The sequence below is a fragment of the Streptomyces sp. NBC_01723 genome (genome assembly GCF_036246005.1).
Lineage (GTDB): Bacteria > Actinomycetota > Actinomycetes > Streptomycetales > Streptomycetaceae > Streptomyces.
Genome location: NZ_CP109171.1, coordinates 544744 through 569334, shown reverse-complemented (window position 1 = coordinate 569334; position 24591 = coordinate 544744). Strand labels below are relative to the sequence as shown.

Below are 24591 nucleotides of genomic sequence, written 5' to 3'. Positions count from 1 at the left end.
GCAGGGCATGAGCGACGACCACGTCTACCTCACCCTGGCCGAGGGACACGAGGACGACACCCGCTGGGCCTACGGCACCGGCTTCGAGGACCCGCTGCACGGCGTCGACACCACCGTGCCCGAGGGTGTCGACGCCGCCGGACTGGCCGCGGACTGCGTGGCGCTGGCCGACGACGCCCTGGTCAGCGCCCAGCGGCTCGCCGAGTGGGTCACCCGCGCCCCGGAGCTGGAGGAGGAGGTGGCGCTGGCCAACATCGGCCTCGACCTCCTCGGCCAGGCCCGCCTGCTGTACGCGCGCGCCGGGCAGGCCGACGGCACCGGCCGCGACGAGGACGCCTTCGCCTACTTCCGCGACGCCGGCGACTTCCGCAACGTGACCCTGGCCGAACTCCCGCGCGGCGACTTCGCGTTCGCCGTGGTGCGGCTGCTGGTGCTCTCCAGTTGGCGGCTGGCCCACTTCCAGCGGCTGGTGGACCACCCCGACCCGGTCCTCGCGGCGGTCGCGGCCAAGGGCGTCAAGGAACTGGCCTACCACCGGCAGTACGCCGCCGAGTGGGCCGTCCGCCTGGGCGACGGTACCGACGAGTCGCGACGCAGGATGCGCGCGGCGCTGGACGCGGTCGCCCCGTACCTCGGCGAGCTGCACACGGCGTACGACGTACGGGACGAGGTCGCCGACGTGCTGCGCCAGGTCACCGAGGCGGCCGGCCTGCCCCTGCCGGTGTACCGCCCGCTGCCCGGCTCCGGCCGCGCCGGCGAGCACACCGAACATCTGGCGCCGCTGCTCACCGAGTTGCAGGGCGTCGCCCGCGCCCACCCGGAGGCGACATGGTGACCGTGCTGGAGGACACCGCCCGCGCCCGCCGCGTCGCCGAGCGGGTGCCGGACCCCGAGCTGCCCATGCTGACCCTCGCCGACCTCGGGGTCCTGCGCGGCGTCGAGGTCGGCGCGGACGGCACCGTGGTGGCGAGCCTGACCCCCACCTACTCGGGCTGCCCGGCCATGGCCGAGATGCGCGCGGACGTCGCCGCCCGGCTGCGGGACGCCGGATACGAGCGCGTGGAGATCCGCACGGTCCTCGACCCGCCCTGGACCAGCGACTGGATCACCGAGTCCGGCCGACGCAAGCTCGCCGAGCACGGCATCGCCCCGCCCGGTCCCGCACCCCGTGGCGGCCCGGTTCCTCTCGTGCTGTCACCCACCCGGGCGGCGGTGCCGTGTCCCCGCTGCGGCTCGGCGGACACCGAGGAGACCTCACGCTTCGCCGCCACGTCCTGCAAGGCCCTGTGGCGCTGCCGGGCCTGCCGCGAGCCGTTCGAGTACGTCAAGGAGATCTGATGGCCCCGACCGCCCCCGTCCCGGCAGCGCCGGTGCGTGCCCGCCGCCGGCCCGCCTTCCACCGTCTGCGCGTGGCCGCCGTCGAGCGGCTGTGCGCGGACGCGGTGGCCGTGAGCTTCGAGATCCCGGACGAGCTGGCCGGGGAGTTCGCCTTCGCGCCCGGCCAGTCGCTCACCCTGCGGCGCGAGGTGGACGGCCGGGACGAGCGCCGCTCGTACTCGATCTGCGCACCGGCCGGTTCGGTGCCGCGCATCGGGGTCCGGGTGGTGCCCGGCGGCGTGTTCTCCTCGTGGCTGGTCGAGGAGGTGCGGCCCGGCGACACCGTCGAGGTCATGGCGCCCACCGGACTGTTCACCCCCGACCTGACCGTCCCCGGCCACCACGTGCTGATCGCGGCCGGGTCGGGCATCACGCCCATGGTGTCCATCGCCGAGTCGGTGCTGGGCGCCGACGACCGGTCGTCCGTCACCCTGTTCTACGGCAACCGCCGCACGGACACGGTCATGTTCGCCGACGAGCTGGCCGACCTGAAGGATCTCCACCCGGCCCGCTTCCACCTGGCCCACGTGCTCTCCCGCGAACCCCGCGAGGCCGAGGTGCTCTCCGGCCGGCTGGACGCCGGACGGCTCTCGGCGCTCATCGGCTCGCTGGTGGACGTGGAGGCCGCCGACCACTGGTGGCTGTGCGGCCCGCAGGGCATGGTCGCCGACGCCCAGCAGGTCCTGGCCGGCCTCGGCGTCCCGGCGGACCGCGTCCACCGGGAGCTCTTCTTCGCCGGCGACGAGCCCGTGCGGGAGGTCCGCCACGAGGAGACCGGCCCGCAGGGACCCGTCAGCGAGGTCACCATCACCCTGGACGGCCGCTCCACCACCTCCTCCCTGCCCCGCGGGCGGACCGTCCTCGACGGAGCCCAGCAGACCCGGCCCGACCTGCCCTTCGCCTGCAAGGGCGGGGTCTGCGGCACCTGCCGCGCCCTGGTCACCGACGGCGAGGCGGACATGCGCCGCAACTACGCCCTCGAGGACGCCGAGGTCGACGCCGGGTACGTGCTGACCTGCCAGACGTACCCGGTCTCCGAGAAGCTGACCGTGGACTACGACAGCTGAGCCGCCATCACCCGGCGCCGTGTCACGCCGGGTTGTCGCCGTGGGTGAGCGTCTCCCAGGCGACGAACAGGTTGTTCGATCCGGACGGGCGGGTGCGCTCGGTCAGGGCCTGGGTGTTGTCCATGGCATGGCCCAGGCGGTTGTGCAGGGCGTTGTAGCCGACCTCGGTGACCGGGCCGAGCCCCAGGTGCAGCGAGCCCCCGCACAGCGAGCCCGGGACCGCGGCGCCCTGCTCGTACTTGGCCTGGAAGCCGAGCGCGTGCCGCAGCCGCTCGCCCACGTCGGTGCCGTACAGGTCCTGCCCCTGGATCCGGCTGGTCTCGGCGACGTGCGCGATGGACGAGATGCCGTACCCGGTGTGGGTGAAGTCCCGGCAGGTCTCCTGGGTGAGGCCGGTGACGAAGGTGGACTGGCCCTGCCAGTACTTGACGATCTTGTCCCGGGTGTTGAGGTTCTGGCTCGGCACGGTCCTTGGCAGGTCCCCGTCGGAGGCCAGGTACACATACGCGGCCGTGCGGGTGCGGAACTTGCCCATGGCCTTGTCGTAGGACGCCTTGTCCTCCAGGAAGACGGAGATGCCGACGGCCGCCTCCATCATCGTCAGCTCCCAGTTGCCGTTGGAGTTGGAGCCGTTGATGATCTCGGGCAGGTAGACGTTGCGGAGCATGGTGGCGAAGCGGCCGGAGTTGGCCCACGAGCCGGTGTACGTGTACTTGATGATCTCCGCGGCCTTGGGCCAGGACGCGCCGGCCCAGCCGGTCTGGAGCGGGGCGTTGCTGTTGGTGTGGTCCCGGATCACCGCGGACCAGGCGTCCATCAGCTCGATCGCCTTGCGCGCGTACCGCTCGTCGCGGGTCAGGTACCAGGCCAGCGCGTTGGTGTAGGCCGCGATCGCGTCCTCGCGCTCGTCGGTGCAGCCGATGTTGGGGTTCGAGTAGGAACCGCACTCGACCACCGCGCGGGGCTTGGGGACGCGGTTCAGGTTGGCGTACCTGCTCCTCATCATCTGGTCGAAGGCGCCCTTCCAGGGCTGCGCCCCGGCCTGCACCTTGGCACGGGCGAAGTCGAGCTGGCCCTCGGAGACGGTGACTCCGGGGTGGGTGAACGCGGCCGGTGCGGCCTGCGCGCGAGGAGCGGCCGGGCCGGGTCCTGCCAGGAGGGTGCCGGCGAGCGCGGCGGTGAGGGTCGCGAGGAGGACGGCTCGGGATCTGCGGCGGCGAGGTGTGGAAGCAGAGGACATGTGGGGGGTCCATCCGTTCGTCTATGTGAACGCTGAGTGTTGTTCTGAACGTTCGACTGCGCGGTGACGATAGGTAGAGACCAATGGGCAGTCAAGGGGCCGCGCAGGGAGTCCTGGAGGACGCCGATCCGGGGGCGTGGGGCGAACACTATGAACGCAATGATCGAAGGGGTGGTCCCGGCCGCGGCGGATTCCTAGCATCCCGGCTCGCAGCGCAACTTCGCGCCGGCACGCAGCACGTACAGGAGCCGCACCTTGACCAGACCCGACGCTCCCGCGCCCGTCACCCGGACCACGCACCGCCGAAGCCGTCCGGCGGTGGTGGCGGCCGCCCTCGCGGCCGTCCTCCTCGGCACCCTGGGCAACGTGTCGGCCGCCCCCGCGCGGGCGGCCGACCGTCCCACGGCCGCCGCCTGCCCGCCCGCCCTGGCCGGAAAGGCCTCGTGCTACACCGGCCGGGACGCCAACGGGGCGTACTACACGATGGCCGTGCCGAAGGACTGGAACGGCTCCCTCGTCGTGCACGCGCACGGCGGCCCCGACCTCGGCGACGCCTCCGACCCGGCCCGCAGCACCGAGGACCTGGAGCGCTGGGCCGTGATGGTCGACGAAGGCTACGCGTGGGCCGCGTCCGCATACCGGCGCGGCGGCTACGGAGCCCGGATGGCCGCCGCGGACACCGAGAACGTACGGCGCCTGTTCACCGAGGAGTTCGGCCGTCCGGAACGGACCTACCTGCACGGTCAGTCCTGGGGCGGCAACGTCGCCGCCAAGGTCGCGGAGACCTACGGCCGACGCCACGGCGCGTACGACGGGGTGCTGCTCACCAACGGCGTCCTCGGCGGCGGTTCGCGCGGCTACGACTACCGCGTGGACCTGCGGGTCGTCTACCAGTACTACTGCCACAACCACCCGCGCCCGACCGAGCCGCAGTACCCGCTGTGGCAGGGCCTGCGCCCCGGCTCCACGATGACGAGCGCCGGGCTCGCCGCCCGTCTCCAGGAGTGCACCGGCCACGAGTCCGCCCCGGCCGACCGGACCGCCCTCCAGCAGCGCAACCTCGACGACATCCTCGCCGTCACCCGCATCCCCGAGCGCACCCTGGAGTCGCATCTGAAGTTCGCCACGTTCACGTTCCGGGACATCGTGTCGAACCGGCTCGGCGGGCGGAACCCGTGGAGCAACCGCGGTGTGCGGTACTCCGGTTCGCACGACGACAAGGCACTCAACGCGGGTGTGGAACGCTTCTCGGCCGACCCCACCGCACGCCGCGACCTCTCCTACGACAGCGACCTCACCGGCCGCGTCGACCTGCCCGTCCTCACCCTGCACGCCATCGACGACCCGACGGCATTCGTGGAGCACGAGGCGGCCTACCTGGCCACTCTCCGGGGCGCCGGCCGGGGCGGGAACCTCGTCCAGACCTTCACGAAGGAGTCCGAGCACAGTTCGCTGAGCGACTCCGAGTACGCCGGCTCCATCGCAGCGCTGGACGCCTGGGCCCGCACGGGCCGCAAACCCGGAGCGCGCTCGATCGCGGCCTCCTGCGCCACCCTCGACGCGACCTACGGCGAGGGCTGCTTCTACGATCCCGGCTTCCGCCCGTCGCCGTACGCCTCCCGGGTGCGCCCCCGGCCCGGCGGACTCCACTGGCCCGCCATGACCGCCGCCCAGGAGCGGGCGTGGAGCAGGATCGACGGTGTGGGGATCGCGCCCTAAGCAGCGCCCCGGCGCCCCTGCTCCCGCTCCGTCAGCACCGCGCGGATCACGTGGCGGGCGTTGCCCGCCATCGCCGGGTTGGTCTTCCGGTAGTACGGCAGCGCGATCAGCGCCTGGGAAAGGGCCCGCCCCCGGCCGCGCCGCCAGGTCGCGTCGTCGACGCCGAGCGTCTCCCGGAAGACTTCCCGGGCGCCCGCGGGCAGCAGGTTCCACGCCGGGAAGAGGTCGCAGGCCGGGTCGCCCACTCCCGCGCACCCGAAGTCGATGACCGCGGTGAGCCTGCTGCCCTCGACCAGCAGGTTGCCGGGCATCAGGTCGGCGTGCAGCCAGACGGGCGGCCCGTCCCAGACCGGGGCCCGCAGCGCGTCGTGCCACACGGCGGCCAGCGCGTCGCAGTCGACGTCCTCCTCGGGCAGGCCCCGCAGTTCCTCGAGGGCGGCCCGCGTCGCCGCGTCCAGCGTGGCGAGCGGGCCGCCGCGGTGCGCGGCGGGAGCGTCGGGCAGGGAGACGGTGCGCATCGCCGAGACGAACCCGGCCAGATCACCCGCCAGCGCCACGGGATCGGTCAGTGCCCCTGCCTCGGGGATCTCCCCGGTCAGCCACCGGTACACCGACCAGGGCCATGGGTAACCCCCGGCGGGTTGGCCGGCCCCGAGCACCTCGGGCACGGTGGCGGGGAGCAGGGGGGACAGCCGGGGCAGCCAGTGCCGTTCGGCCGTCACGTCCGCCACGCCGCCCTTGACGAGCGGCAGTCGGACGACCATGTCGTCACCCAGCCGGTACATCGCGTTGATCGTGCCACCGGACGGAAAGCGCTCGACGGGCAGCCCCGCCCAGCGCGGGAACTGCCCGTCGACCAGCCGCCGCACCAGACGCTCGTCGAGGGGGTACGCGTCCGTGTGCATCCACCCTGAACTCATGGGCCTCATCCGACCCTTCGGCACGGACGGCCGTCAAACGCTTTCCGGGCGGGCGGTCAGCTCACCGAGATGCTGGAGTTGCCGCTGCTCCGGTAGCCCTCGGTGGCCATGATCATGTAGTAGCCGAAGCCGCCGAGCGGCATCCCGGCGCGCGCCCACGCGTAGAAGGGGTTGCCCGTCGTGACGGTCCCTCCGGTCCGCTGCGACTGCAGCGCCGCCCCGACGGCCGAGCCCACCGTGGTCGCCGAAGTGCTGCGCGCGGCCGCCGTCCTGCTGCGGGAGGTCTTCGCGGCGGACTCCGTCGACACCGCGGCACACGTCCTCAACCGTCTCCTGGAAGCGCACACCTGGCGGCTGCGCCTGACGTCCCACGGGGGCGGCACCCCTTGGCATCCGCACCTCGACCGGGACGACGACGCGCCCTGGCCCGAGTTGTCCCCGGCCTCGGCCTGCATGGCGTTGGCCGTCCTGCTCCGGGACCACCAACGCCCGCCCGGCAGGGACCGCGCGTCCGGCGGCTGCCGGAACGTCTTCGTCACCCAGGGCGGCGGGCCGGAGCGCCGCTACTGCTCACGCCGCTGTGCGACACGGGAGCGAGTCGCGGCGCACCAGCGCCGGTCCGACGGGTGATCAGACACCGAACTCCGTCGGCGAGATGCCCAGCGCGGTGCACGCCTCGCGGATCGCCTGCTGCTCGGACGGCTCGAAGACGCCGTCGGCCCCGGCCACGACCATGCCGGTCTGGACGACCGCACGCGCCTCCTGCGGCTTCTTGGCGGCCTTGGCGATCACCTGGAGCGCCTCGGTCTTGCCCAGCTGGAAGTTGGCCAGAAGCTTGTCCACGTGCTGGTTGAACCGCTGGCGGAGCTGGTCCGCCGGGAAGTTCTGCAGCACCTCGTTGGAGACGATCAGCTCCTCCACGCGCTGCCGCTCCGCCGGCTCCACCTGGCCGTCGGCCGCGGCGACCAGCGCGCACATGGCCATGCTCGCGTCCCGGTAGGAACCGCTCTTGAGCTCGGTCTTGACCGAGGCGAGCTGGGACTTGAACATCCCCATCAGCTGGGCCTTGGAGCCGCCGGAGGACGACCCCGTCCCGCCGGGCTGCTGGTGCCCCTGCGCCCCGTGCCCCGATCCGGTCGCTCCCCGAGTGCCCTGGGACTGCTGGAAGGTCTTGGCCTGGTCCTTGATCTTGTCCCACATCGCCACTCGTGCCACCTCGGCTTCTGTTGCTGCTTGTCGGTCATGGTTCCCGGCCGCGATCTCTCGCGGTCATCAGGATCAACGCCTTCCAGAACCACAGGGTTCCCGGAAGGCAAAGCCAGAGCAAAGAGCCTACCGGTGCCGTAGTAGGCTGCGCGACCAGGAGTTGCCGTTTCGGTCGGCCGGGTGGAGGCGTCGGTGTGGCTCGGCTGAAGGGGTCGTCGGTCGCCGAGGCCGCCGGACCGCCCCGTGTTCCCACCGCCCGGCGGAGGGCGTGGTCGCGCGAGGTCGGCTGGTTCGTCGCGATCGGCGTCGTGTCGACCGCCGGACAGGCGGCGTTGTACTGGGCGCTGCGCCTGTGGTGGCCCCCGGCCGCCGCCAACCTGGTCTCCCTGCTGGTCCTCACCGTGCTCAACACCGAGGCCAACCGGCGTCTGACGTTCCGGCACGCCGACGCGGGGCCGGCCCGTGCCCATCTGGGGGCCGGCGGGCTCTTCCTGCTCGGCTACCTGGTCACGTCCGGCGCCGTGCTGTGGTTCCGGCACGAGCAGCCCGCCGCCTCGCCCGCCGCGGAGACCGCGGTCCTTGCCGCCACGTCCGTCGCCGTCACCGTCGTGCGCTTCCTGGTGCTGCGGCTCGCCGTCTTCCGAGGCCGCGCCCGCCGCTGACCTGCTGGGTCACCCACAGGTTCCCCGGTCACCAAAAAGTGCGTTCTTCCATGTCACCGGCCACTCTCCTACGGTTCCCGAGTAACCACTGGAGAGCACGGGCAAGGAGAGAGCAGCCATGGCCATCACGCTGGTGAACCCCGCGGACCTGCCGGAGATCGACGTCTACCGGCAGGTGTCGGTCGCCTCCGGCACGAGGCTGGTGTTCGTCGCCGGGCAGGTCGCCTGGGACGCCGACGGTGTCACCGTCGGCGAAGGCGACCTCGCCGCGCAGGTCGAGCAGAGCTACGTCAACGTCGGCACCGCCCTAGCCGCGGCCGGCGCCACCTTCGCCGACGTGGCGAAACTGAACGTCCACGTCGTCGACTGGACCCCCGACAAGATGCCCCTGCTCCTCGAGGGCATCGCCCGCGCCGCCGCCAGACTGGGCGAGACCCCGGCCGCACCGGCCACCCTGCTGGGCGTCGCGGCGCTGGACGTGCCCGAGCACCTGGTCGAGGTGGAGGCCACGGCGGTCGTCGACTGAAGCGGACCGGGCCGGGGGACGCGACCGATCAGTCGTACGTGACCCGGTCCAGCAGCCCCTGCAAGTACAGCCCGCGCCGGGCGTCCACCGGGGGCGGTGTGCCGGTGCGGACCGCGGTGGCGAAGTCGTGGCGCAGGATCGGCCAGCACTCCTCGTGGTCGATGCCCGCCGTGTCGTAGACCAGCGGCTGGGCCGGCCCGAACAGCTCGACGCGGGTGAGCGCGTGGGGGACGGCCACCGAGCCGGACAGGGAGGCCTGGCTGACGGCGCCGTTCTCGTGCGTGCAGGTCAATTCGGTCCAGCGGCGAGGGTCGCCGGTGGCGCGGATGGAGGTGATGGGGCCGACCGAGGCGTCCAGCAGGTCGAGGAGGTGTGGGCCGAGGTCGAGCAGGGCGCCGTGTTCCAGCCGCCAGCCGGTGGCGAACTCACCGCCCAGGAAGGCGCTGTGGAGGTAACAGGAGCGTGCGCCGGTCGCCTCGATGGAACGCGCGGCTTCGAGGAAGGCGCGGGTGGCAGGGTGGTAGCGCTTGGTCAGCACCAGCTGGGAGACGACACCGGCCTCGGCGACGGCGTCGGCGACGCGGCGGGCCGCGGACAGGTCGGGGCCGAGCGGCTTCTCCAGCAGCAGCGCCTTGCCCCGCTTCGCCGCCAGTGGCGCCAGCTCGGCCTGGACGGCGGGCGGCACGGCGAACGCCACGGCCTCGCAGTGGTCCAGCAACTCCTCGAAACCGGCGGCGACATGGGCGGCGTAGGGCGCGGCGGCCTCACGGGCCGCCTCGGTGCGGCGGGCCCAGACCGCGGCGAGCCGGGTCTCCGGCCCGCCGGCCAGTACCCGGGCGTGCATGGCGCGGGCCCAGGGGCCGGCGCCCACGAGCCCGACCTCGACGGGCCGGTCGGTCCAGGGGGCGGGGACAGCGTTCACGGTGTTCCTGTCTTCGAGGGGTACGGCACACGGTGGCACGGCGGTGTGCTCACGGTGCGAGGCGGTCGAGCCGGGCGTCGGCGCCGGCGGGGGAGTAGAGGTGCTCCACGACCATGGCGGCGGCCCCGACGAGCCCCGCGTGGTCGCCGAGCCGCGAGGTGACGACCTGGAGGCCGGCCGTGGCGCGGGGCATGGCCCGCTGGTAGACCAGCTCCCGCACCCCGGTCAGGAAGGGCACCCCGGACAGCTCACCGGCGATCATGAGCACTCCGGGGTTGAGCAGGGTCACGACGGTCACCAGGACCTCGCCCACCCGCCGTCCCGCCTCCCGGGCCAGCCGGACCGCGTCCGGGTGCCCCTCGTTGAGCAGCCGCCGCACGTCCCGGCCCGACGTGGTGTCGAGGCCGAGGGCGGACAGCTCCTTGGCGATGGCGCGGCCACTGGCGACGGCCGCGAGGCAGCCGTGGGAGCCGCACATGCACAGCGCGTCGGACCGGTCGTGCAGCCGGATGTGCCCGATGTCGCCGGCGCCGCCGTCGATACCCCGGTAGAGGCTGTCCCCGATGACGACCCCCGCGCCGATGCCGGTGGACACCTTCAGCAGGACGAACGAGGCGCAGTCCCGGTGGTTGGCCTGGTACTCGGCCAGCGCCATCAGGTTGGCGTCGTTGTCCACGAGCACCGGCACCGCGTGCGCCGCCGGGTCCAGGCCCGTCTTCGCGGCGTACGCCTGCTGGAGCCGTTCCCTGATGGGGTACCGGTCCCAGCCCGGCATGATCGGCGGCTCGATCACCTGCCCGGACTCCCAGTCGACCGGACCCGGCACGGACAGTCCGATGCCCGCCACGTGGGAGGCCGGGATCCCGGCCGCGGCGATGAGGTCCGGGAACCACTCGGCCAGCCGGTCCAGGACGGGTTCGGGTCCTTCGGCGACGTCCAGCGGAGCGGTGTGCTCGGCCAGGATGGTGCCCGCCAGGTCGAGTACGGCGGCCCGGGCGTGCCGGGTCTCCAGGTCGAAGGCGATCACCGAGGCGTGGCCCGGTTCGAACACGATCCGGTGGGAGGGGCGGCCACCGGTGGAACTGCCCGTCGCGTGGCGCAGCCACCCCGCGCGGTTGAGGAGGTCGAGGCGCTGTCCGACCGTGGAGCGGGACAGCCCGGTCGCCTGCTGGAGGTCGGCGCGGGTGTTGGCGCGCCCGCTGCGGATCAGCTGCAGCAGCGCACCCGCGCTGGCCTGACTTGACGTCATCATGGAGTCCCCCACGGCTCAGCTCTTGTCGGCGCCGCTGGTCAGCCCCTCGGTGAGCAGGCGTTCGGCGGCGAAGAACAGAAGTACCACGGGGATCGTCAGCACCACGGAACCGGCCATCAGGACGGTCTTGGGCACCTCGATGCCGTTGGACAGCTGGGCCAGGCCCAGGGAGACGGTCCACTGGCCGGGGTCGGCGGCCAGGAACAGCAGTGCGAACAGGAACTCGTTCCAGGCGATCATGAAGACGTAGAGGCCGGTCGCCATCAGCGAGGGCAGGGCGAGCGGCAGGATCACCTTGCGGACGGTCTGCAGCCGGGAGCACCCGTCGAGCGCCGCCGCCTCCTCGATCGAGGCCGGGATGGTGACGAGGTAGTTCTTCAGCATGTAGATCGACACCGGCACCGTCTGGGCGACGTAGACGACGGCGAGGCCGACCAGGCTGGAGGAGAGCCCGATCCGGGCGAAGATGACGAACAGCGGGACGGCCAGCAGCGTCGCCGGGAACAGGTAGACGGCCAGGAAGAGCGCGCTGACCTGCCGGTGGCCGAAGAACTTCAGGCGGCTGATCGCGTAGGCGCCGGGCACCGCCGCCACCAGGGTGAGCACCACCGTGCCGAGGGAGACCAGGGCGGAGTTGCGCAGGAACTTCAGGAAGCCCTGGCCGCCGTCGGAGGTGGAGCGCAGCACGTCCTGGTAGGTGGAGAGGGTGAAGTCCTTCGCCGAGATCCACAGGGATCCGGGGTCGAGCAGGAGCGCGTCGATGGGCTTCAGCGACAGCAGCACCATGTAGTAGAACGGCAGCAGGGTGATCACCGCGAGGAACGCGATGACGAACCAGCGCAGTACGCCGAAGAACCGCTCCTCGAACTGGGCCCGGGACAGGGCCGCCTTGCGCGTCACGCTTCCTCCTGGACCTTGTTGCCGAAGAACTTGAAGTAGAAGCCCAGCAGGATCATCAGCGAGACGGCCAGGACGAGCGCCTGGGCGGCCGCGGCTCCCACGTCGTAGCGGGCGGTGAGGAAGTCGTAGACGCGCACGGCGGCCACGTCGGTGCCGGCGCCGCCGCCGGTGAGCAGGTACACGTCGTCGAACTTGTTGAACGTCATGATGAACCGCAGGACGCACAGCAGTGCGATGACCGGCATCAGCTGGGGCAGCAGCACGTGCCGGAACCGCTGGGTCGGGGTGGCCCCGTCGACCAGCGCCGCCTCCTCCAGCGTGTCGGGCACCGCCTGCAGCCGCGCCAGGATGAACAGGAACGCGAACGGGAAGTAGCGCCAGCACTCGAAGACGATGACGGTCAGCAGCGCCAGCGGGATGTCGAAATGCAGTCCCAGCAGGTGGACTTCGTACTCCCGGGTGGACAGGAAGGCGATCGGGTCGTCCCAGCCGAACAGCCGCTTGCCCCAGTCGTTGACCACGCCGTACTGCGGGCTGAGCGCGACCTCCCAGACGAAGGCCACGGCGACGACGGGCGCGACGTACGGCAGCAGCATCGCCGCGCGCAGCAGCCCGCGTCCCTTGAACGGCTTGCGCAGCGCGAGCGCGGCGATCAGGCCGAGGACGACGGAGCCGAAGGTGGAGCCGGCGGTGTACAGCAGGGTGGTGCCCAGGCTGGACCAGAAGCCGGCCGAGTCGAAGACCTGCGCGAAGTTGTCCAGGGTCCAGTTGCCGAACAGGCTCATGCCCTGGATGTCGACGAGCCGGGCCTTCTGGAAGGCGAGCAGCACGGTCCAGGCGATGGGCAGCACGACCACCACGAGGACGACGAGGAAGGTGGGGGAGACGAACGCGAGTCCCGCCCGGTTGGCCCGCCGGCTGGCGGTCATCGGCCGACGGCCCGAGGGGGCGGAGCGGTCGGTGGACCGGGGGCTGGAGTCCCGGCGCTGCGGTGCGCCGGCTGGAGCTGTAGTCATGAGGGACCTTCGTGAGGTGCAGGCGGGCGGCTACTGCAAGGACTTCTTCAGGGCGGCGACCTCTTCGTCGGCGTCGCGTGCCGCCTCGGACGGTGAGCGCTGGCCGCTGGTCATGGCGCCGACCGCCTTCGGTACGGGCAGTTCGCCGTTGGTGGCCCCGACCAGGGCTCCCTCGCCCTGGGAGATGCCCCAGCGGCGCATGTTGCTGACGCCGTCGGCGAGCTGGTCCAGCAGGCTGTCGGGGAAGACCTCGTCCAGCGGTTTGCGGGTGTCGACGCCGATCTCGCTGTGGCGCCAGGACTCGAGGTAGCGCTCGGGAGCGTCGGCGGTGCCCTTGCGGACCGGGATCTTGCCCTCGGGCGCCATGCCGAACCAGGACTCGTAGCCGGTGCCCATCATGTACTCGATGAACTCACGGGACGCCGCGGTCTCGGCGGTCTTGGTGGTCACCCAGGACGTGATCTCGCCGAACTGGGCCGCCTCCTCGGCGTCGGGGCCCTTCATCGCGGTGACGATGCCGCTGTTGTCCGACAGGTACTGGGGGTCCTTCGCGCACTGGGGGCAGCTGGGCAGGGCGTCCTTGCGCAGGCCGGCGAGTTCGTCGAGCAGGAACGAGGACCAGACGACCATCGAGGAGCGGCCGGCGAAGTAGGTGGCCCGGGTGGAGTCCACGGTCTGGGTGCCGGGCGCCCCGTAGGTGCGGGCCAGTCGGTCGTAGGTGCGGAAGGCGGTCTCGCACTGCGGGGAGTCGAGGGCGACCTCGTGCCGGTCGTCGACCAGTTGGCAGTCGTTGGCGAGGGCGACGCTCTCGAAGCTCTGCGAGGTGAAGACGTCGCTGGGGTCGGTGGCGGCCGAGATGCCGTCGTGACCCTTGGTGGTCAGCGCCTTGGCGGCGGCCAGCGTCTTCGCGTACGTGTCGGGCGCCGGCAGGCCCTTCTGCGCCAACTGGTCCTTGCGGTAGACCAGCAACTGGAGCCAGGCGTCGGAGGGCACACCGAGGCTGGTGGCGCCGTCCGAGGTCAGCTCCAGCGCGTTGGTGTTGAACGTGTCCCGGCCCAGTTCGCCGACGATCCGCTTCGGGATGTCGGTGTTCAGCAGGCCGTTGGTGTACATCTGCCAGACCTGGCCCATGGGGGCGGCGCCGATGACGTCGGGCAGCGTGCCCGAGGCCGCCGCCGACATGATCAGCTGCGGCATCTGGGCCTCGTCGACCCCGACGAGTCTGACCTTGATCCCGGTCTTCTTCTCGAACCCGTCGACGACCTTCCGCGTCGCCGCGACACGGTCGGGGAGGTTCTCCTGGGACCAGACCGTGATCTCACGGTCCGGCCTGCCGGGCCCGGTGCTGCCCGCGCAGCCCGAGAGCAGCCCTACTCCCAGGGCCGCCGTGACGCCGACCGCGGTCGTCCTCGACCGCAGGGTCCTGATGCGCATTGAGTGTCCTCGTTCCGGCTTACGTCTGCTCGCCACGCATCACAGCATCACTTTTGCTTGTTGACAAGACATAAGTTGCGGATATTGTCGACGCAACCGCATCAGCAACCCTTCCGGAGCCCTCCGTGTCATCCGTGTCGCCGAAGTCAGCAGCGTCGCCCGTGCCGTCCGTGGAGCGGGTCGTCCAGTTCACCGGCCCCCGCCAGGTCGAGGTCGCCGAGCACGTCAGGGCCGAACTGCCGCCCGGCCACCTGCGGGTCCGCACCCGGTACTCGGGCATCTCGGCGGGCACCGAACTCACCGCCTACCGCGGCACGAACCCGTATCTGACCCGGACCTGGGACCCCGAGGCGCGGCTCTTCCGCGACGGCGCGCCCGGCATCGAGTACCCGGTGGCCGGCTGGGGCTACTCCGAGGTCGGCGAGGTCGTCGAGGTCTCCCCGGAGCTGGCCGGCACCCCCGGCCTGCCGGTCGCCGGCGACCTGGTGTGGGGCATCTGGGGCCACCGCAGCGAGGGCATCGTGCCCGCCGAGCGCATGATCGGCCACAGCCTCCCGGCCGGCCTCGAACCGCTGGCCGGCGCCTTCGCCCGGGTCGGCGCCATCGCCTACAACGCCGTCCTGGCCGGCGACATCCACCTCGGCGAGGACGTCGCGGTGTTCGGGCAGGGCGTCATCGGCCTGCTCACCACCCGGCTCGCCCGGCTCAGCGGCGCCCGCGTCACCGCCGTGGACGCCCTCGACGGCCGCTTGGAGACGGCGAAGCGGTACGGCGCCCAGCACACCCTCAACGCCCGCACCGACGCCGTCGCCGAACGCGTCCGCGAGGCCACCGGCGGCCTCGGCGCCGACCTCGCCATCGAGATCAGCGGCGCCTACCCGGCCCTGCACGAGGCGCTGCGCTCGGTCGCCGCCGGCGGGCGCGTGGTGGCCTCCGGCTTCTACCAGGGCGACGGCATCGGCCTGCGGCTCGGCGACGAGTTCCACCACAACCGGGTCCAGCTGATCTGCTCCCAGATCGGCGGCGTCCCGCCGCAGCTGTCGAACCGCTGGACCGTCGACCGCCTCCAGCAGACCTTCCTGCGCCTGGTCGCCGAGGGCCAGGTCGACGTCGACGCCCTGGTGAGCCACGTCGTCCCCGTCGCCGACGCGGCCGACGCCTACGTACTGCTGGACGAGCGGCCCGCCGAGGCGCTGCAGGTCGTCCTGGAATTCTGAGACCCGCTCCGTTGCGACCGGTATTTTCCGAAAGGCCCCCCATGCTCAAGACCGCCGTCCAGGAACAGCTGCTGCCCGGGGACACCCTCCAGGCCAAGTGGGACTTCGCCCGGCAGGCCGGGTACGACGCGATCGAACTGCGCGGCAAGGGCGACTTCCACTTCGCCTCCCGCCTCGGTGAACTGAAGCAGGCCCGCGAGGACGGCGTCGTCATGCCGACCGTCTGCGTCGACATGCTGCACTTCCTCGGCGCCTTCGACGAGGACGTCCGCCGCGACGCCCTCGCCCAGATGAAGTCCCAGCTCACCGTCATCGCCGAGATCGGCGGCGTGGGCGCTCAGACACCCGCCTCGTACGGCATGTTCTCGCGCCGGCTGCCGCCCTTCGAGCCGCCGCGCACCGAGGAGGAGGACCGCGAGGTGCTCCTCGCCGGTCTCACCGAACTCGGCGAGCACGCCCGCAAGGAGGGCGTCACGCTCTTCCTGGAGCCGCTCAACCGCTACGAGGACCACATGGTCAACCGGCTGGACCAGGCCGCCGACCTGATCCGCGCCGTCGGCCTCGACTCGGTCCGGATCGGCATCGACAGCTACCACATGAACATCGAGGAGACCGACCCCGCCGCCGCGATCGTCGCCCACGCCGACGTCATCGGCCACGCCCAGGTCTCCGACTCCAACCGCTTCCAGCCCGGCGCCGGACACCTCGACTGGCCCGCCTGGCTCGGTGCCCTGCACACCATCGGCTACGACGGCCACCTCGCCCTCGAATGCCGGCTGACCGGCGACCCCCTGGACGCCGTGCGCTCCGTCCCCGGCTTCCTCGCGAGGTCCGGCGCGTGAACTCTCCCGACCTCCTGGACCGGCCCGCGCCCGCCGCGCCCGCAGACCTGACCCTGCGGCGCGGTGCGGCGCGGGTCCTCCTCGACAACTGGACCGGCGCCTCCACCGTCCCCTCCCGCACCCTCTACCCGCACCAGTGGAGTTGGGACTCCGCCTTCGTCGCCATCGGGCTGCGCCACCTGTCGGTGCGCCGCGCCCAGCGCGAACTGGAGTCCCTGCTGGCCGCGCAGTGGGCGGACGGCCGCGTCCCGCACATCGTCTTCAACCCGGCCCTGCCGCACGACGCCTACTTCCCGAGCCCCGACTTCTGGCAGTCCTCCCGGGCCGGCCGCGCCGCGGGCGCGCCGTCGGCCGCCGAGACCTCGGGCATCGTCCAGCCGCCCGTGCACGCCCTGGCGGCCTGGCTGGTGCACCGCGCCGACCCGGACGAGTCCCGCCGCCGCGGCTTCCTCGCCCGCGTCCACCCGTGCCTCGCCGCCTGGCACGACTACCTCCTCGACCGCCGCGACCTCGGCGGCGGCGGCCTCGCGGCCGTCGTGCACCCGTGGGAACCCGGCATGGACAACAGCCCCTGCTGGGACCGGGCGCTCCAGCGGATCGAGCCCAGCCCGCCCGGCACCTTCCGGCGCGCCGACCTCGACCACGGCCACCCCGCCGACCGGCCCACCGACCTCGACTACGGCCGCTACGTGCGGCTGGCCACCGAGTACCGGGAGGCCGGCTACGACGACCGGACGGCACCCCACCGGTTCGCCGTGGAGGACCCGTCCTTCAACGCGCTGCTGGCCGTGAGTGAACTGGCGCTCGCCGCCATGGCACGCGAACTGGGCCTGCCGGGGGAGCGGCACACGGAGCGGGCCGCCGCACTGACCCGGGCGCTGGTGGACCGGCTGTGGGACGCGGAGGCCGGACTGTTCCGCGTCCGCGACCTGCACACCGGCACGCACGTCGACGAGCGGAGCGTCAGCGGCCTGGTCCCGCTGCTCGTCCCGCACCTGCCCGAGGACGTCGTCCGGAGCCTGCACGCCACGCTGACCGGGCCGCACTTCAGCGCCCCGGCCACCCGGCTGGTCCCGAGCTACGACCTGACCGGCCCCGCCTTCGACCCCACCCGGTACTGGCGCGGCCCCGCCTGGTTCAACACGGCCTGGCTGATCGAGCGGGGACTGCGCACCCACGGCCTGCGGCAGGAGGCCGACGTGCTGCGCGCCGACTTCCTCGCCCGGGCCGGACACTCGGGGTTCGCCGAGTACGTCGACCCCGACACCGGCGCGGCCCGCGGCACCCGGCACTTCTCCTGGACCGCCGCCCTCACCCTCGACCTGCTGAGCCCCGGCCCGGCGGCGGACCACCCGACCGGGTACGACCCGACGGGCTACGACCTGACGGAGGCCCGGTCATGACCACGGCCGAAGCCCGCGTCCAACTCGTGCGCGACGCCACCTTCGTACGGCTCGGCACCGACGGCGAGATCACCGGCACCCGCGGCACGGCGCCGGACGGCCTGTTCTTGCAGGACGCCCGGCACCTGAGTCGCTGGCGGCTCACCGTCGACGGCACCGCGCCCGTCGTCCTGGTACCCGCCACGGCGGACGGCGACGACACGGCCGCCTGCGTCCTGACCCCCGAGGGCACCCGGGACCACCCGCCCGCCTACACCGTCTTCCGGCGGCAGAGCGTCACCGCGGGCGCGTTCACCGAGCACCTGACCCTGGTCAGCAACCGCCCCGACCCCGTGACCGCCCACGTCGAGCTGACCGTCGGCGCCGACTTCGCCGACCTCTTCGAACTCCGCGCCGACGACCGCCACTACGCCAAGCCCGGCGCCGAGTACGAAACCCACGACCGCGCCGACGGGCCGGTCTTCACCTACCGGCGGGCCGCATGGCACGCCCGTACGGAACTCACCTGCCGCCCCGCCCCGGACACGGCCGGAGCCGCGGAGCCGGAAGGGGACGCCACCGTCCGGACCCTGTCCTGGCGGCTGCCGCTCGACGCGCACGGACGGGCGGAAGTGCGGCTGACCGCCCGCGCCCACCCGCACGGACACACCGCGCCCACCCCTTCCACCCCCGCCACCGGCCGACGGCACCCGCACGGCCAGGCGTCCGCGCCGGACGACCTCACCCGCACCTGTGAACGCGGACTGGCCGACCTCGACCTGCTGACCATCCCGGTCACCGGCGTCGACGGCGAGCACCTGCGCGTCCCCGCCGCGGGAATCCCGTGGTTCATGACCCTGTTCGGGCGCGACTCGCTGCTGACCTCGTACTTCCTGCTGCCGTACCGGCCCGCGACGGCGGCCGCCGTGCTGAGCGCGCTCGCCGCCGTCCAGGGCGAGCGCCACGACCCCTTCAGCGGAGAGCAGCCCGGACGCATCGTCCACGAGACCCGCCACGGCGAACTCGCCCACTTCCGGCAGGTCCCGTACGGCCGTTACTACGGCGCCGTCGACGCCACCCCGCTCTTCCTCGTGCTGCTCCACGCCCACCACGAGACGACCGGCGACCGCACCCTCGCCGTCCGCCTGGAGCTGCACGCCCGGCGGGCCGTCGACTGGATGCTCACCGACGGCGGCCTCGAGCGGCACGGCTACCTCGTGTACACCCCCGACCCGAACGGTCTGGTCAACCAGAACTGGAAGGATTCCGAGGGCGCCGTCTGCTTCGCCGACGGAACCCAGGCCGAGGGGCCGATCGCGGTCTCGGAGGCACAGGGCTACGCCTACGACGCGCTCCTGCGCACCGCCGAACTCGCCGCCGGCGTCTGGGGCGACGAACCCTACGCGCGCCGTCTGCGGGAGACCGCCGCAGGGCTGCGCGACCGCTTCACGTCGGACTTCTGGATGCCCGGGGCCGACTTCCCGGCCCTCGCCCTGGACGGCGACGGCCGCCAGGTCGACGCGCTGGCCTCGGATGCCGGGCACCTGCTGTGGTCCGGCATCCTCGACGAGGAGCGCGCCCGCCGGGTGGGAAGGCGGCTGCTGGAGCCGGACTTCTTCTCCGGCTGGGCCATCCGCACCCTGGCCGCCGGGCAGCGCCCGTACCACCCGCTCTCCTACCACCGGGGCAGCGCCTGGCCGCACGACAACGCGGTCGTCGCGCTGGGTCTGGCCCGCCAGGGACTCGCGGACGAGGTGCGCACCGTCGCCGACGGCCTGATCGCGGCGGCGTCCCACCACGGCCACCGGCTGCCCGAGGTCCTGGCCGGCTACGACCGCTCCGCGACCCCCGCACCGGTCCCGTACCCCCACTCCTGCTCCCCGCAGGCCTGGGCGGCGGCCACCCCGCTGGCCCTGCGGACGGCGCTGGGGGAGGGGCCGCTCAGTCCCTGACGGGCGCCGCCGTGCTCGCTCGGACGACGAGGCGCGGTTCCACCGACGCCGGTTCGGGCACCGTCTCGGGGGCGGCGATGTAGCGCAGCAGGTGGGCGACGGCGAGTTCGCCCATCTGCGCGAAGGGCTGGGCGACGGTGGTCAGGGGCGGTGAGCAGTACTCCGCCAGCTCGATGTCGTCGACGCCCACCACGGAGACGTCCTCCGGGACGCGCCGTCCCAGTTCGCGCAGGGCCCGGACGACGCCGAACGCCATCTCGTCGCTCGCCACGAACACCGCCGTCGCGTCCGGGATCCGGCCCAGGACCAGCCCGCCCCGGTAGCCTGAGGCGGGCGACCAGTCGCCCTCCAGGGGCGGCGGCACCGCGCGCCCTGCGGCCTCCAGCGTGGTCCGCCAGCCCTCCCTTCTGCTGGCGGCCTCCAGCCACTGCTCCGGGCCCGCGAGGTGCCAGACCGTCTCGTGGCCGAGGTCCAGCAGATGCCGGGTGGCCAGCCGGGCCGCCAGGGACTGGTCCACGGCGACGACCTCGGTGGCGTCGGTGCGCGAACCGTCGATGGTGAGCGTGGGCGTGGCACGGGTCAGCTCTTCGAGCCGCGGGCTCGTGTGGATCAGCGGCACCGAAAGGATGATGCCCTCGACCCCCTGGTCGGTGAGCCGGGACAGCGCGTCCTCGATGGCGGAGGTGTCCAGCGAGGCGGTGGTCGCGGTGCTCACCGTGTATCCGGCGGCCTGCGCGGCGCCCTCGATGCCCGAGGTGACCAGGGCGCGTGAGTAGAAGGTGGTGCGGAGGGTCACCACGCCGATCGTGCGGCTGCGCCCGGAGGAGAGCATGCGGGCCGCGTTGTTGCGCCGGTAGCCGAGCCTGGCCACCGCGGCCATGACGTCGGCCCGCGTCTTCTCCCGCACGTGCGGATGGCCCGAGAGCACCCGTGACACCGTCTGCGCGGACACCCCGGCGGCACGGGCCACGTCGGTCATCCCCGGCGGCCGTCGCCCGCCGTCGCCCTGTTGCTTCGTCATGCGGTCCTTCCTCGGGTGCCTCCTGGTCGATGATATCGCTGACATGAGCTGTCACCTTGTGTTTCCCGGGCCCAGGGCCGTGCTCGTCGAGCCCGTTGGCATCGATAACATTCTCTGTCATAGTCAAGCGGGACAGCACCCGCCTTCGCCCAGGGATCGATAACAACCGGGGCGGGGCCGGCACGACCACCGGAGCCGTCGAGTGACCCTCCCCCGCACGCCCGCACTCACCCACGCCGACGGCACCTTCCTGCGCGCCGGCCGCCCGCACCGCGTCCTGTCCGGCTCGCTGCACTACTTCCGCGTCCACCCGGAGCAGTGGGCCGACCGCCTGGACCGGCTGGCGGCCCTCGGGCTCAACACCGTGGACACCTACGTCCCGTGGAACTTCCACGAACGCCGCCCCGGCGAGGCCGACTTCGACGGGTGGCGGGACATCGCGCGCTTCGCCCGGCTGGCCCAGCGGACCGGCCTCGACGTGATGGTGCGGCCCGGTCCCTACATCTGCGCCGAGTGGGACAACGGCGGGCTGCCGGCCTGGCTCACCGGCACCCCCGGCATGCGGCTGCGCACCAGCCACGGCCCCTACCTGGAAGCGGTCGGCCGCTGGTTCGACGCGCTCGTCCCGCGCCTGGCCGAACTCCAGGCCGTACACGGCGGACCGGTCGTCGCCGTCCAGATCGAGAACGAGTACGGCAGCTACGGCGACGACCACGACTACGTCCGCTGGGTGCGGGACGCCCTGACCGACCGCGGCATCACCGAACTGCTCTACACCGCCGACGGTCCCACCCCGCTCATGCTCGACGGCGGGAGCGTCCCCGGCGAACTGGCGGCCGCCACCTTCGGTTCCCGACCCGAGGAGGCGGCGGCACTCCTGCGCGCACGCCGGCCCGGTGAACCCTTCTTCTGCGCCGAGTTCTGGAACGGCTGGTTCGACCACTGGGGTGAGAAGCACCACGTGCGGACCTCGGACAGCGCCGCCCGGGACGTCGGGGACATCCTCGACGCGGGCGGCTCGGTCAGCCTCTACATGGCGCACGGCGGCACCAACTTCGGCCTGTGGGCGGGCGCCAACCACGACGGGGAGTCCCTGCAACCCACGGTCACCAGCTACGACTCGGACGCCCCGGTGGCCGAACACGGCGCGCTCACCCCCAAGTTCCACGCACTGCGGGAGAGGTTCGCCACCGTGCCCGGCGTCCGGGCGCGCCCGCGGCCCCTGCCCGCCGACCCGCCCCTGCTGCCGCCCGCGACGCTGCCCGTGACCCGGCGGGCCGCCCTGCTGGACGGAGTGCGCGCCGCCGCCGAGCCCGTGCACGCGCCCGTGCCGCTCGGCTTCGACGAACTCGGCCAGTCCGCCGGCCTCGTGCTCTACACGGCCCACCCACTGCTGCCCGCCGGCCGCCACGAGGTGACCGTGACCGGCCTGCACGACCGGGCCCAGGTGTTCGCCGACGGCGTGCCCGTCGCCGTACTCGACCGCGAGACCGCCTCCTTCCCCCTGACCGGCACCGGTGCGCGCGTCCGGCTGGAGCTGCTGGTGGAGAACCAGGGGCGGATCAACTACGGGCCGCTCCTCGGCCAGGGCAAGGGCATCCTCGGCGGCGTACGGGTGGAGCGCCGGCTCGTGCACGGCTGGACCATGCACCCGCTCCCGCTGGACGAGTGGTCGCCGCACGACATCGCCCGCGCCACGTCGGCCGCCGGGCCCGGCGGCACGGCCGGGTTCGCCACCGCCGTGCTGGACGTCCCCGAACCCGCCGACACCTTCCTCACCCTGCCCGGATTCGCCAAGGGCTTCGTCTGGGTCGGCGACATGCTGCTCGGGCGCTACTGGGAGGCGGGCCCCCAGACCACGCTGTACCTGCCCCGCCCCCTCCTCCGCCCGGGCCCCAACACTCTCACCGTCCTGGAGCTGGAACGCCTCGGCGACCACGTCGCCCTCGTGGACCGCCCCGACCTCGGACCGGCCGAGGAATACGTCGAGACGTTCGACTGACCGCGCCCGCCTCCGATCACCGGCCCGCACACCGCACTCAGTTCACCAACCCCCACTGGTAGCAACACGAGTTGAGGAGTACCCGTGTCACGGTTGACCGCTCCCCGGAACAGACTCGCCCTCGCGGCCGTCGCCACCGCGCTCGCCCTCGCCGGCGGCGCGTCCCTCGGCTCCCCGCCCGCGTCGGCGTCCGACCCCGGCACCACCTACACCGTCACCGTCGGGGACAAGGGCTCCTGGACCCGGCCCGACGACACCCCGGCCGCCACCTACATCGACAAGGACGGCACCTTCTACTACCAGCAGGCCCACGCGCTGTACGGCGCCGACGACAGCCGTGCCTGGAGCTTCTACACCGGCACGGACCTCGACACCGCCGAACGGTCCGACGCGATCAGCGACGCCGTCGACCCCGACGAGCCCAGGGACCGCAACGACGACACCACCTGGCGGTGCAACAACAGCCCGACCGGAAAGGAGTCCACCTTCCCGCCCGCCGGCTCGCACTACGCGCAGAAGAACTACTGCGACCTGGCCGGTGTGTGGGTGGACCCGGACACCGGCGACTGGTACGGCCTGGTGCACAACGAGTTCACCCCCCAGCCCTTCGCCGACGGCCTTCACTACGACGGCATCGACCTGGCGGTCTCCCGCGACAAGGGCCGGACCTGGTCCATCGAGGACCACGTCATCACCTCGCCGTACAGCACGAAGCGCGGTGACACCGAGGCGTTCCCGCAGCAGACCTACCACTACGGCGACGGTGACCCCCGCCTGTTCGCCGACACCGCCTCCGGGTACTTCTACGTCTACTACGGCTCGCGGATCGTGGACAAGGGCGGCAGCTGGAAGGCGTTCCACGCCCACGTGGCCCGCGCGCCGATGTCCGGCAAGATGGCGCCCGGCACCTGGCAGAAGTGGTACGACGGCGCCTGGTCCGAGCCCGGCGTCGGGGGCCGCGAGAGCAACATGGTGCCCGTCGGCGGCTCCGGGGACACCGGCTACACGCCCGCGGCGGACGAGTACGACCCGGCCACTCCCGGCAAGGTCGACGAGCAGGTGGCCGCGGGCCGGATGCCCCCGACCTCGCCCCTGTTCGTCATGGACATCACCTACAACGCCCACCTGGGCCTGTACATCGGTGAACCCCAGGCGGTCGACCAGAGCGGCGACGCCCCGCAGCAGTTCTACGCCACCGACGACCTCGCCACGCAGAAGTGGTTCCCGGTCGGCGACACCGGCGACCACACCAACGCGTCCTGGTACCGCTGGTTCCTCGACGGTGTGAACAGGACCGGCTCCGGCATCGTCGGCAAGTCGTTCCGCTCGTACTGCTCCTTCGGCTGCTCGGACGGCAAGGTCTCCGAGTACGTCGACATCACCATCGGCACCTCCGACCCGGCGGCACCGGTCGACGTGGACAAGACGTACCGGATCACCGGGGCGGACGGCTGGGCCCTCGCCCAGAGGAGCGCGCACGGCTCCGCCACCACGTCGGTGCGCGGGCCGAAGCCGTCCGGGCCGGCGGAGTGGGTCTTCACCGGCAACGGCGACGGCTCCTACCGCATCGCCAACGCCGCGACCGGCAGGCTGCTCGGCGTCGACTCCACCACCACGGCCGGCCGGGCCTGGGGCACCAAGCCCACCGTCACCCGCCCCGGCAGCGGCGGACCCTCCGTCGGACAGCAGTGGTTCGTCATCCCCGGCACCTCCGCCGACGGCACCGCCGACGGCACGTACCGGCTGGTCAACCGCTACAGCGGCCTGGTGATCGGCGTCTCCGGCAACCCCCACCGGCGCGCCGAGACCACGCCCGTCCGCTCCTGGACCGACAGCACCGGCGACCGGGTCGGCGGTCGGCGCGGCCCCGGAGAGCAGACGCTGACCCTCACCCCGACGGGGCGGGCCGGCTGACGTGACGGTGTGGCGCGGGG

The 24591-nt window shown here is 72.7% G+C and carries 21 protein-coding genes and 2 pseudogenes; 13 read left to right on the top strand and 10 right to left on the bottom strand.

Going from position 1 to position 24591, the window contains the following annotated elements; translation table 11 throughout:
* Positions 1 to 7: 7 nt before the first annotated feature.
* From paaC to paaE, 3 genes are read left to right on the top strand one after another with little or no spacing between them, the layout of a single operon-like run.
* Entirely contained in the window at positions 8 to 835 is an 828-nt protein-coding gene (gene paaC / locus OIE75_RS02600; RefSeq protein ID WP_307009273.1) for a 1,2-phenylacetyl-CoA epoxidase subunit PaaC, read from the top strand.
* Positions 829 to 1338, top strand: a complete 510-nt coding sequence (gene paaD / locus OIE75_RS02595; protein ID WP_307009271.1) for a 1,2-phenylacetyl-CoA epoxidase subunit PaaD — start codon at positions 829 to 831, stop codon at positions 1336 to 1338. Before paaC ends, paaD begins: the two co-directional genes overlap by 7 nt.
* The gene (paaE, locus tag OIE75_RS02590; protein ID WP_329469324.1) at positions 1338 to 2444 is read left to right on the top strand and encodes a 1,2-phenylacetyl-CoA epoxidase subunit PaaE; all 1107 of its coding nucleotides are present in this window, start codon (positions 1338 to 1340) and stop codon (positions 2442 to 2444) included. The genes paaD and paaE overlap by 1 nt, the downstream gene beginning before the upstream one ends.
* A gap of 22 nt (positions 2445 to 2466) precedes the next feature.
* Here paaE and OIE75_RS02585 read toward each other — a convergent pair whose 3' ends face one another.
* Positions 2467 to 3684, bottom strand: coding sequence for an alginate lyase family protein (locus OIE75_RS02585; protein WP_329469323.1), 1218 nt, complete (start codon positions 3682 to 3684; stop codon positions 2467 to 2469).
* Between the two features lie 255 nt (positions 3685 to 3939).
* On the opposite strand from OIE75_RS02585, the gene OIE75_RS02580 reads away from it, so the two are divergent.
* Positions 3940 to 5403, top strand: coding sequence for an alpha/beta hydrolase family protein (locus OIE75_RS02580; protein WP_329469322.1), 1464 nt, complete (start codon positions 3940 to 3942; stop codon positions 5401 to 5403).
* Here OIE75_RS02580 and OIE75_RS02575 read toward each other — a convergent pair.
* On the bottom strand, positions 5400 to 6323 hold the full coding sequence (locus OIE75_RS02575; RefSeq protein WP_329469321.1) for an aminoglycoside phosphotransferase family protein: 924 nt from the start codon (positions 6321 to 6323) through the stop codon (positions 5400 to 5402). The two genes, OIE75_RS02580 and OIE75_RS02575, sit on opposite strands and share 4 nt — an antisense overlap.
* A gap of 56 nt (positions 6324 to 6379) precedes the next feature.
* Positions 6380 to 6532, bottom strand: a pseudogene (locus tag OIE75_RS02570) (glycoside hydrolase family 11 protein); the annotation flags it as partial.
* A 37-nt stretch (positions 6533 to 6569) separates the two neighbouring features.
* Here OIE75_RS02570 and OIE75_RS02565 point away from each other — a divergent pair.
* Positions 6570 to 6953: pseudogene (locus tag OIE75_RS02565) on the top strand (CGNR zinc finger domain-containing protein); the annotation flags it as partial.
* On the opposite strand, the gene OIE75_RS02560 reads toward OIE75_RS02565, so the two are convergent.
* The gene (locus OIE75_RS02560) at positions 6954 to 7529 is read right to left on the bottom strand and encodes a tellurite resistance TerB family protein (RefSeq protein WP_307009266.1); all 576 of its coding nucleotides are present in this window, start codon (positions 7527 to 7529) and stop codon (positions 6954 to 6956) included. It abuts the pseudogene before it with no gap.
* A gap of 194 nt (positions 7530 to 7723) precedes the next feature.
* Here OIE75_RS02560 and OIE75_RS02555 point away from each other — a divergent pair, with 194 nt between their 5' ends.
* Both OIE75_RS02555 and OIE75_RS02550 read left to right on the top strand, forming a co-directional pair.
* Complete coding sequence (locus tag OIE75_RS02555) at positions 7724 to 8191, top strand: GtrA family protein (RefSeq protein WP_329469320.1); 468 nt, start codon at positions 7724 to 7726, stop codon at positions 8189 to 8191.
* Positions 8192 to 8309: 118 nt separating this feature from the next.
* A complete protein-coding gene (locus tag OIE75_RS02550) occupies positions 8310 to 8717 on the top strand; it encodes a RidA family protein (RefSeq protein WP_329469318.1) in 408 nt (135 codons plus the stop codon).
* Between the two features lie 28 nt (positions 8718 to 8745).
* Here the strand turns inward: OIE75_RS02550 and OIE75_RS02545 are convergent, their stop codons facing one another.
* From OIE75_RS02545 to OIE75_RS02525, 5 genes are read right to left on the bottom strand one after another with little or no spacing between them, the layout of a single operon-like run.
* Positions 8746 to 9639 carry a Gfo/Idh/MocA family protein gene (locus OIE75_RS02545; protein WP_329469316.1) on the bottom strand — a complete coding sequence of 298 codons (894 nt, stop codon included), beginning with the start codon at positions 9637 to 9639 and terminating at the stop codon, positions 8746 to 8748.
* Between the two features lie 49 nt (positions 9640 to 9688).
* Positions 9689 to 10888: an ROK family transcriptional regulator gene (locus OIE75_RS02540; RefSeq protein ID WP_329473921.1), complete on the bottom strand. Its 1200-nt coding sequence runs from the start codon at positions 10886 to 10888 to the stop codon at positions 9689 to 9691.
* A gap of 18 nt (positions 10889 to 10906) precedes the next feature.
* Positions 10907 to 11791, bottom strand: a complete 885-nt coding sequence (locus tag OIE75_RS02535; RefSeq protein WP_307009257.1) for a carbohydrate ABC transporter permease — start codon at positions 11789 to 11791, stop codon at positions 10907 to 10909.
* Complete coding sequence (locus tag OIE75_RS02530) at positions 11788 to 12807, bottom strand: carbohydrate ABC transporter permease (protein ID WP_307009256.1); 1020 nt, start codon at positions 12805 to 12807, stop codon at positions 11788 to 11790. The genes OIE75_RS02535 and OIE75_RS02530 overlap by 4 nt, the downstream gene beginning before the upstream one ends.
* 30 nt (positions 12808 to 12837) lie before the next feature.
* Positions 12838 to 14241, bottom strand: coding sequence for an ABC transporter substrate-binding protein (locus OIE75_RS02525; RefSeq protein WP_307009255.1), 1404 nt, complete (start codon positions 14239 to 14241; stop codon positions 12838 to 12840).
* Between the two features lie 170 nt (positions 14242 to 14411).
* On the opposite strand from OIE75_RS02525, the gene OIE75_RS02520 reads away from it, so the two are divergent.
* From OIE75_RS02520 to OIE75_RS02505, 4 genes are read left to right on the top strand one after another with little or no spacing between them, the layout of a single operon-like run.
* Positions 14412 to 15458, top strand: a complete 1047-nt coding sequence (locus tag OIE75_RS02520; RefSeq protein ID WP_307017689.1) for a zinc-dependent alcohol dehydrogenase — start codon at positions 14412 to 14414, stop codon at positions 15456 to 15458.
* A 41-nt stretch (positions 15459 to 15499) separates the two neighbouring features.
* Positions 15500 to 16300: a sugar phosphate isomerase/epimerase family protein gene (locus OIE75_RS02515; protein WP_307009253.1), complete on the top strand. Its 801-nt coding sequence runs from the start codon at positions 15500 to 15502 to the stop codon at positions 16298 to 16300.
* Positions 16297 to 17703 carry an MGH1-like glycoside hydrolase domain-containing protein gene (locus tag OIE75_RS02510; RefSeq protein ID WP_329469314.1) on the top strand — a complete coding sequence of 469 codons (1407 nt, stop codon included), beginning with the start codon at positions 16297 to 16299 and terminating at the stop codon, positions 17701 to 17703. The genes OIE75_RS02515 and OIE75_RS02510 overlap by 4 nt, the downstream gene beginning before the upstream one ends.
* Positions 17700 to 19634, top strand: a complete 1935-nt coding sequence (locus tag OIE75_RS02505) for an amylo-alpha-1,6-glucosidase (RefSeq protein WP_329469312.1) — start codon at positions 17700 to 17702, stop codon at positions 19632 to 19634. Before OIE75_RS02510 ends, OIE75_RS02505 begins: the two co-directional genes overlap by 4 nt.
* Here OIE75_RS02505 and OIE75_RS02500 read toward each other — a convergent pair.
* A complete protein-coding gene (locus OIE75_RS02500; RefSeq protein WP_329469311.1) occupies positions 19624 to 20655 on the bottom strand; it encodes a LacI family DNA-binding transcriptional regulator in 1032 nt (343 codons plus the stop codon). The genes OIE75_RS02505 and OIE75_RS02500 overlap by 11 nt on opposite strands.
* 202 nt (positions 20656 to 20857) lie before the next feature.
* Here OIE75_RS02500 and OIE75_RS02495 point away from each other — a divergent pair, with 202 nt between their 5' ends.
* Positions 20858 to 22657 carry a glycoside hydrolase family 35 protein gene (locus OIE75_RS02495; protein ID WP_329469309.1) on the top strand — a complete coding sequence of 600 codons (1800 nt, stop codon included), beginning with the start codon at positions 20858 to 20860 and terminating at the stop codon, positions 22655 to 22657.
* A 93-nt stretch (positions 22658 to 22750) separates the two neighbouring features.
* Entirely contained in the window at positions 22751 to 24571 is a 1821-nt protein-coding gene (locus OIE75_RS02490; RefSeq protein WP_443078438.1) for an RICIN domain-containing protein, read from the top strand.
* Positions 24572 to 24591 lie beyond the last annotated feature (20 nt).

Excerpts from the sequence above, each read along its gene's own strand:
- OIE75_RS02575 (WP_329469321.1), bottom strand. The coding sequence starts at position 6,323 with ATGAGTTCAGGGTGGATGCACACGGACGCGTACCCCCTCGACGAGCGT.
- paaD (WP_307009271.1), top strand. The coding sequence starts at position 829 with ATGGTGACCGTGCTGGAGGACACCGCCCGCGCCCGCCGCGTCGCCGAG.
- OIE75_RS02500 (WP_329469311.1), bottom strand. The coding sequence starts at position 20,655 with ATGACGAAGCAACAGGGCGACGGCGGGCGACGGCCGCCGGGGATGACC.
- OIE75_RS02550 (WP_329469318.1), top strand. The coding sequence starts at position 8,310 with ATGGCCATCACGCTGGTGAACCCCGCGGACCTGCCGGAGATCGACGTC.
- OIE75_RS02540 (WP_329473921.1), bottom strand. The coding sequence starts at position 10,888 with ATGACGTCAAGTCAGGCCAGCGCGGGTGCGCTGCTGCAGCTGATCCGC.
- OIE75_RS02530 (WP_307009256.1), bottom strand. The coding sequence starts at position 12,807 with ATGACTACAGCTCCAGCCGGCGCACCGCAGCGCCGGGACTCCAGCCCC.
- OIE75_RS02525 (WP_307009255.1), bottom strand. The coding sequence starts at position 14,241 with ATGCGCATCAGGACCCTGCGGTCGAGGACGACCGCGGTCGGCGTCACG.
- OIE75_RS02505 (WP_329469312.1), top strand. The coding sequence starts at position 17,700 with ATGACCACGGCCGAAGCCCGCGTCCAACTCGTGCGCGACGCCACCTTC.
- paaC (WP_307009273.1), top strand. The coding sequence starts at position 8 with ATGAGCGACGACCACGTCTACCTCACCCTGGCCGAGGGACACGAGGAC.
- OIE75_RS02515 (WP_307009253.1), top strand. The coding sequence starts at position 15,500 with ATGCTCAAGACCGCCGTCCAGGAACAGCTGCTGCCCGGGGACACCCTC.
- paaE (WP_329469324.1), top strand. The coding sequence starts at position 1,338 with ATGGCCCCGACCGCCCCCGTCCCGGCAGCGCCGGTGCGTGCCCGCCGC.
- OIE75_RS02585 (WP_329469323.1), bottom strand. The coding sequence starts at position 3,684 with ATGTCCTCTGCTTCCACACCTCGCCGCCGCAGATCCCGAGCCGTCCTC.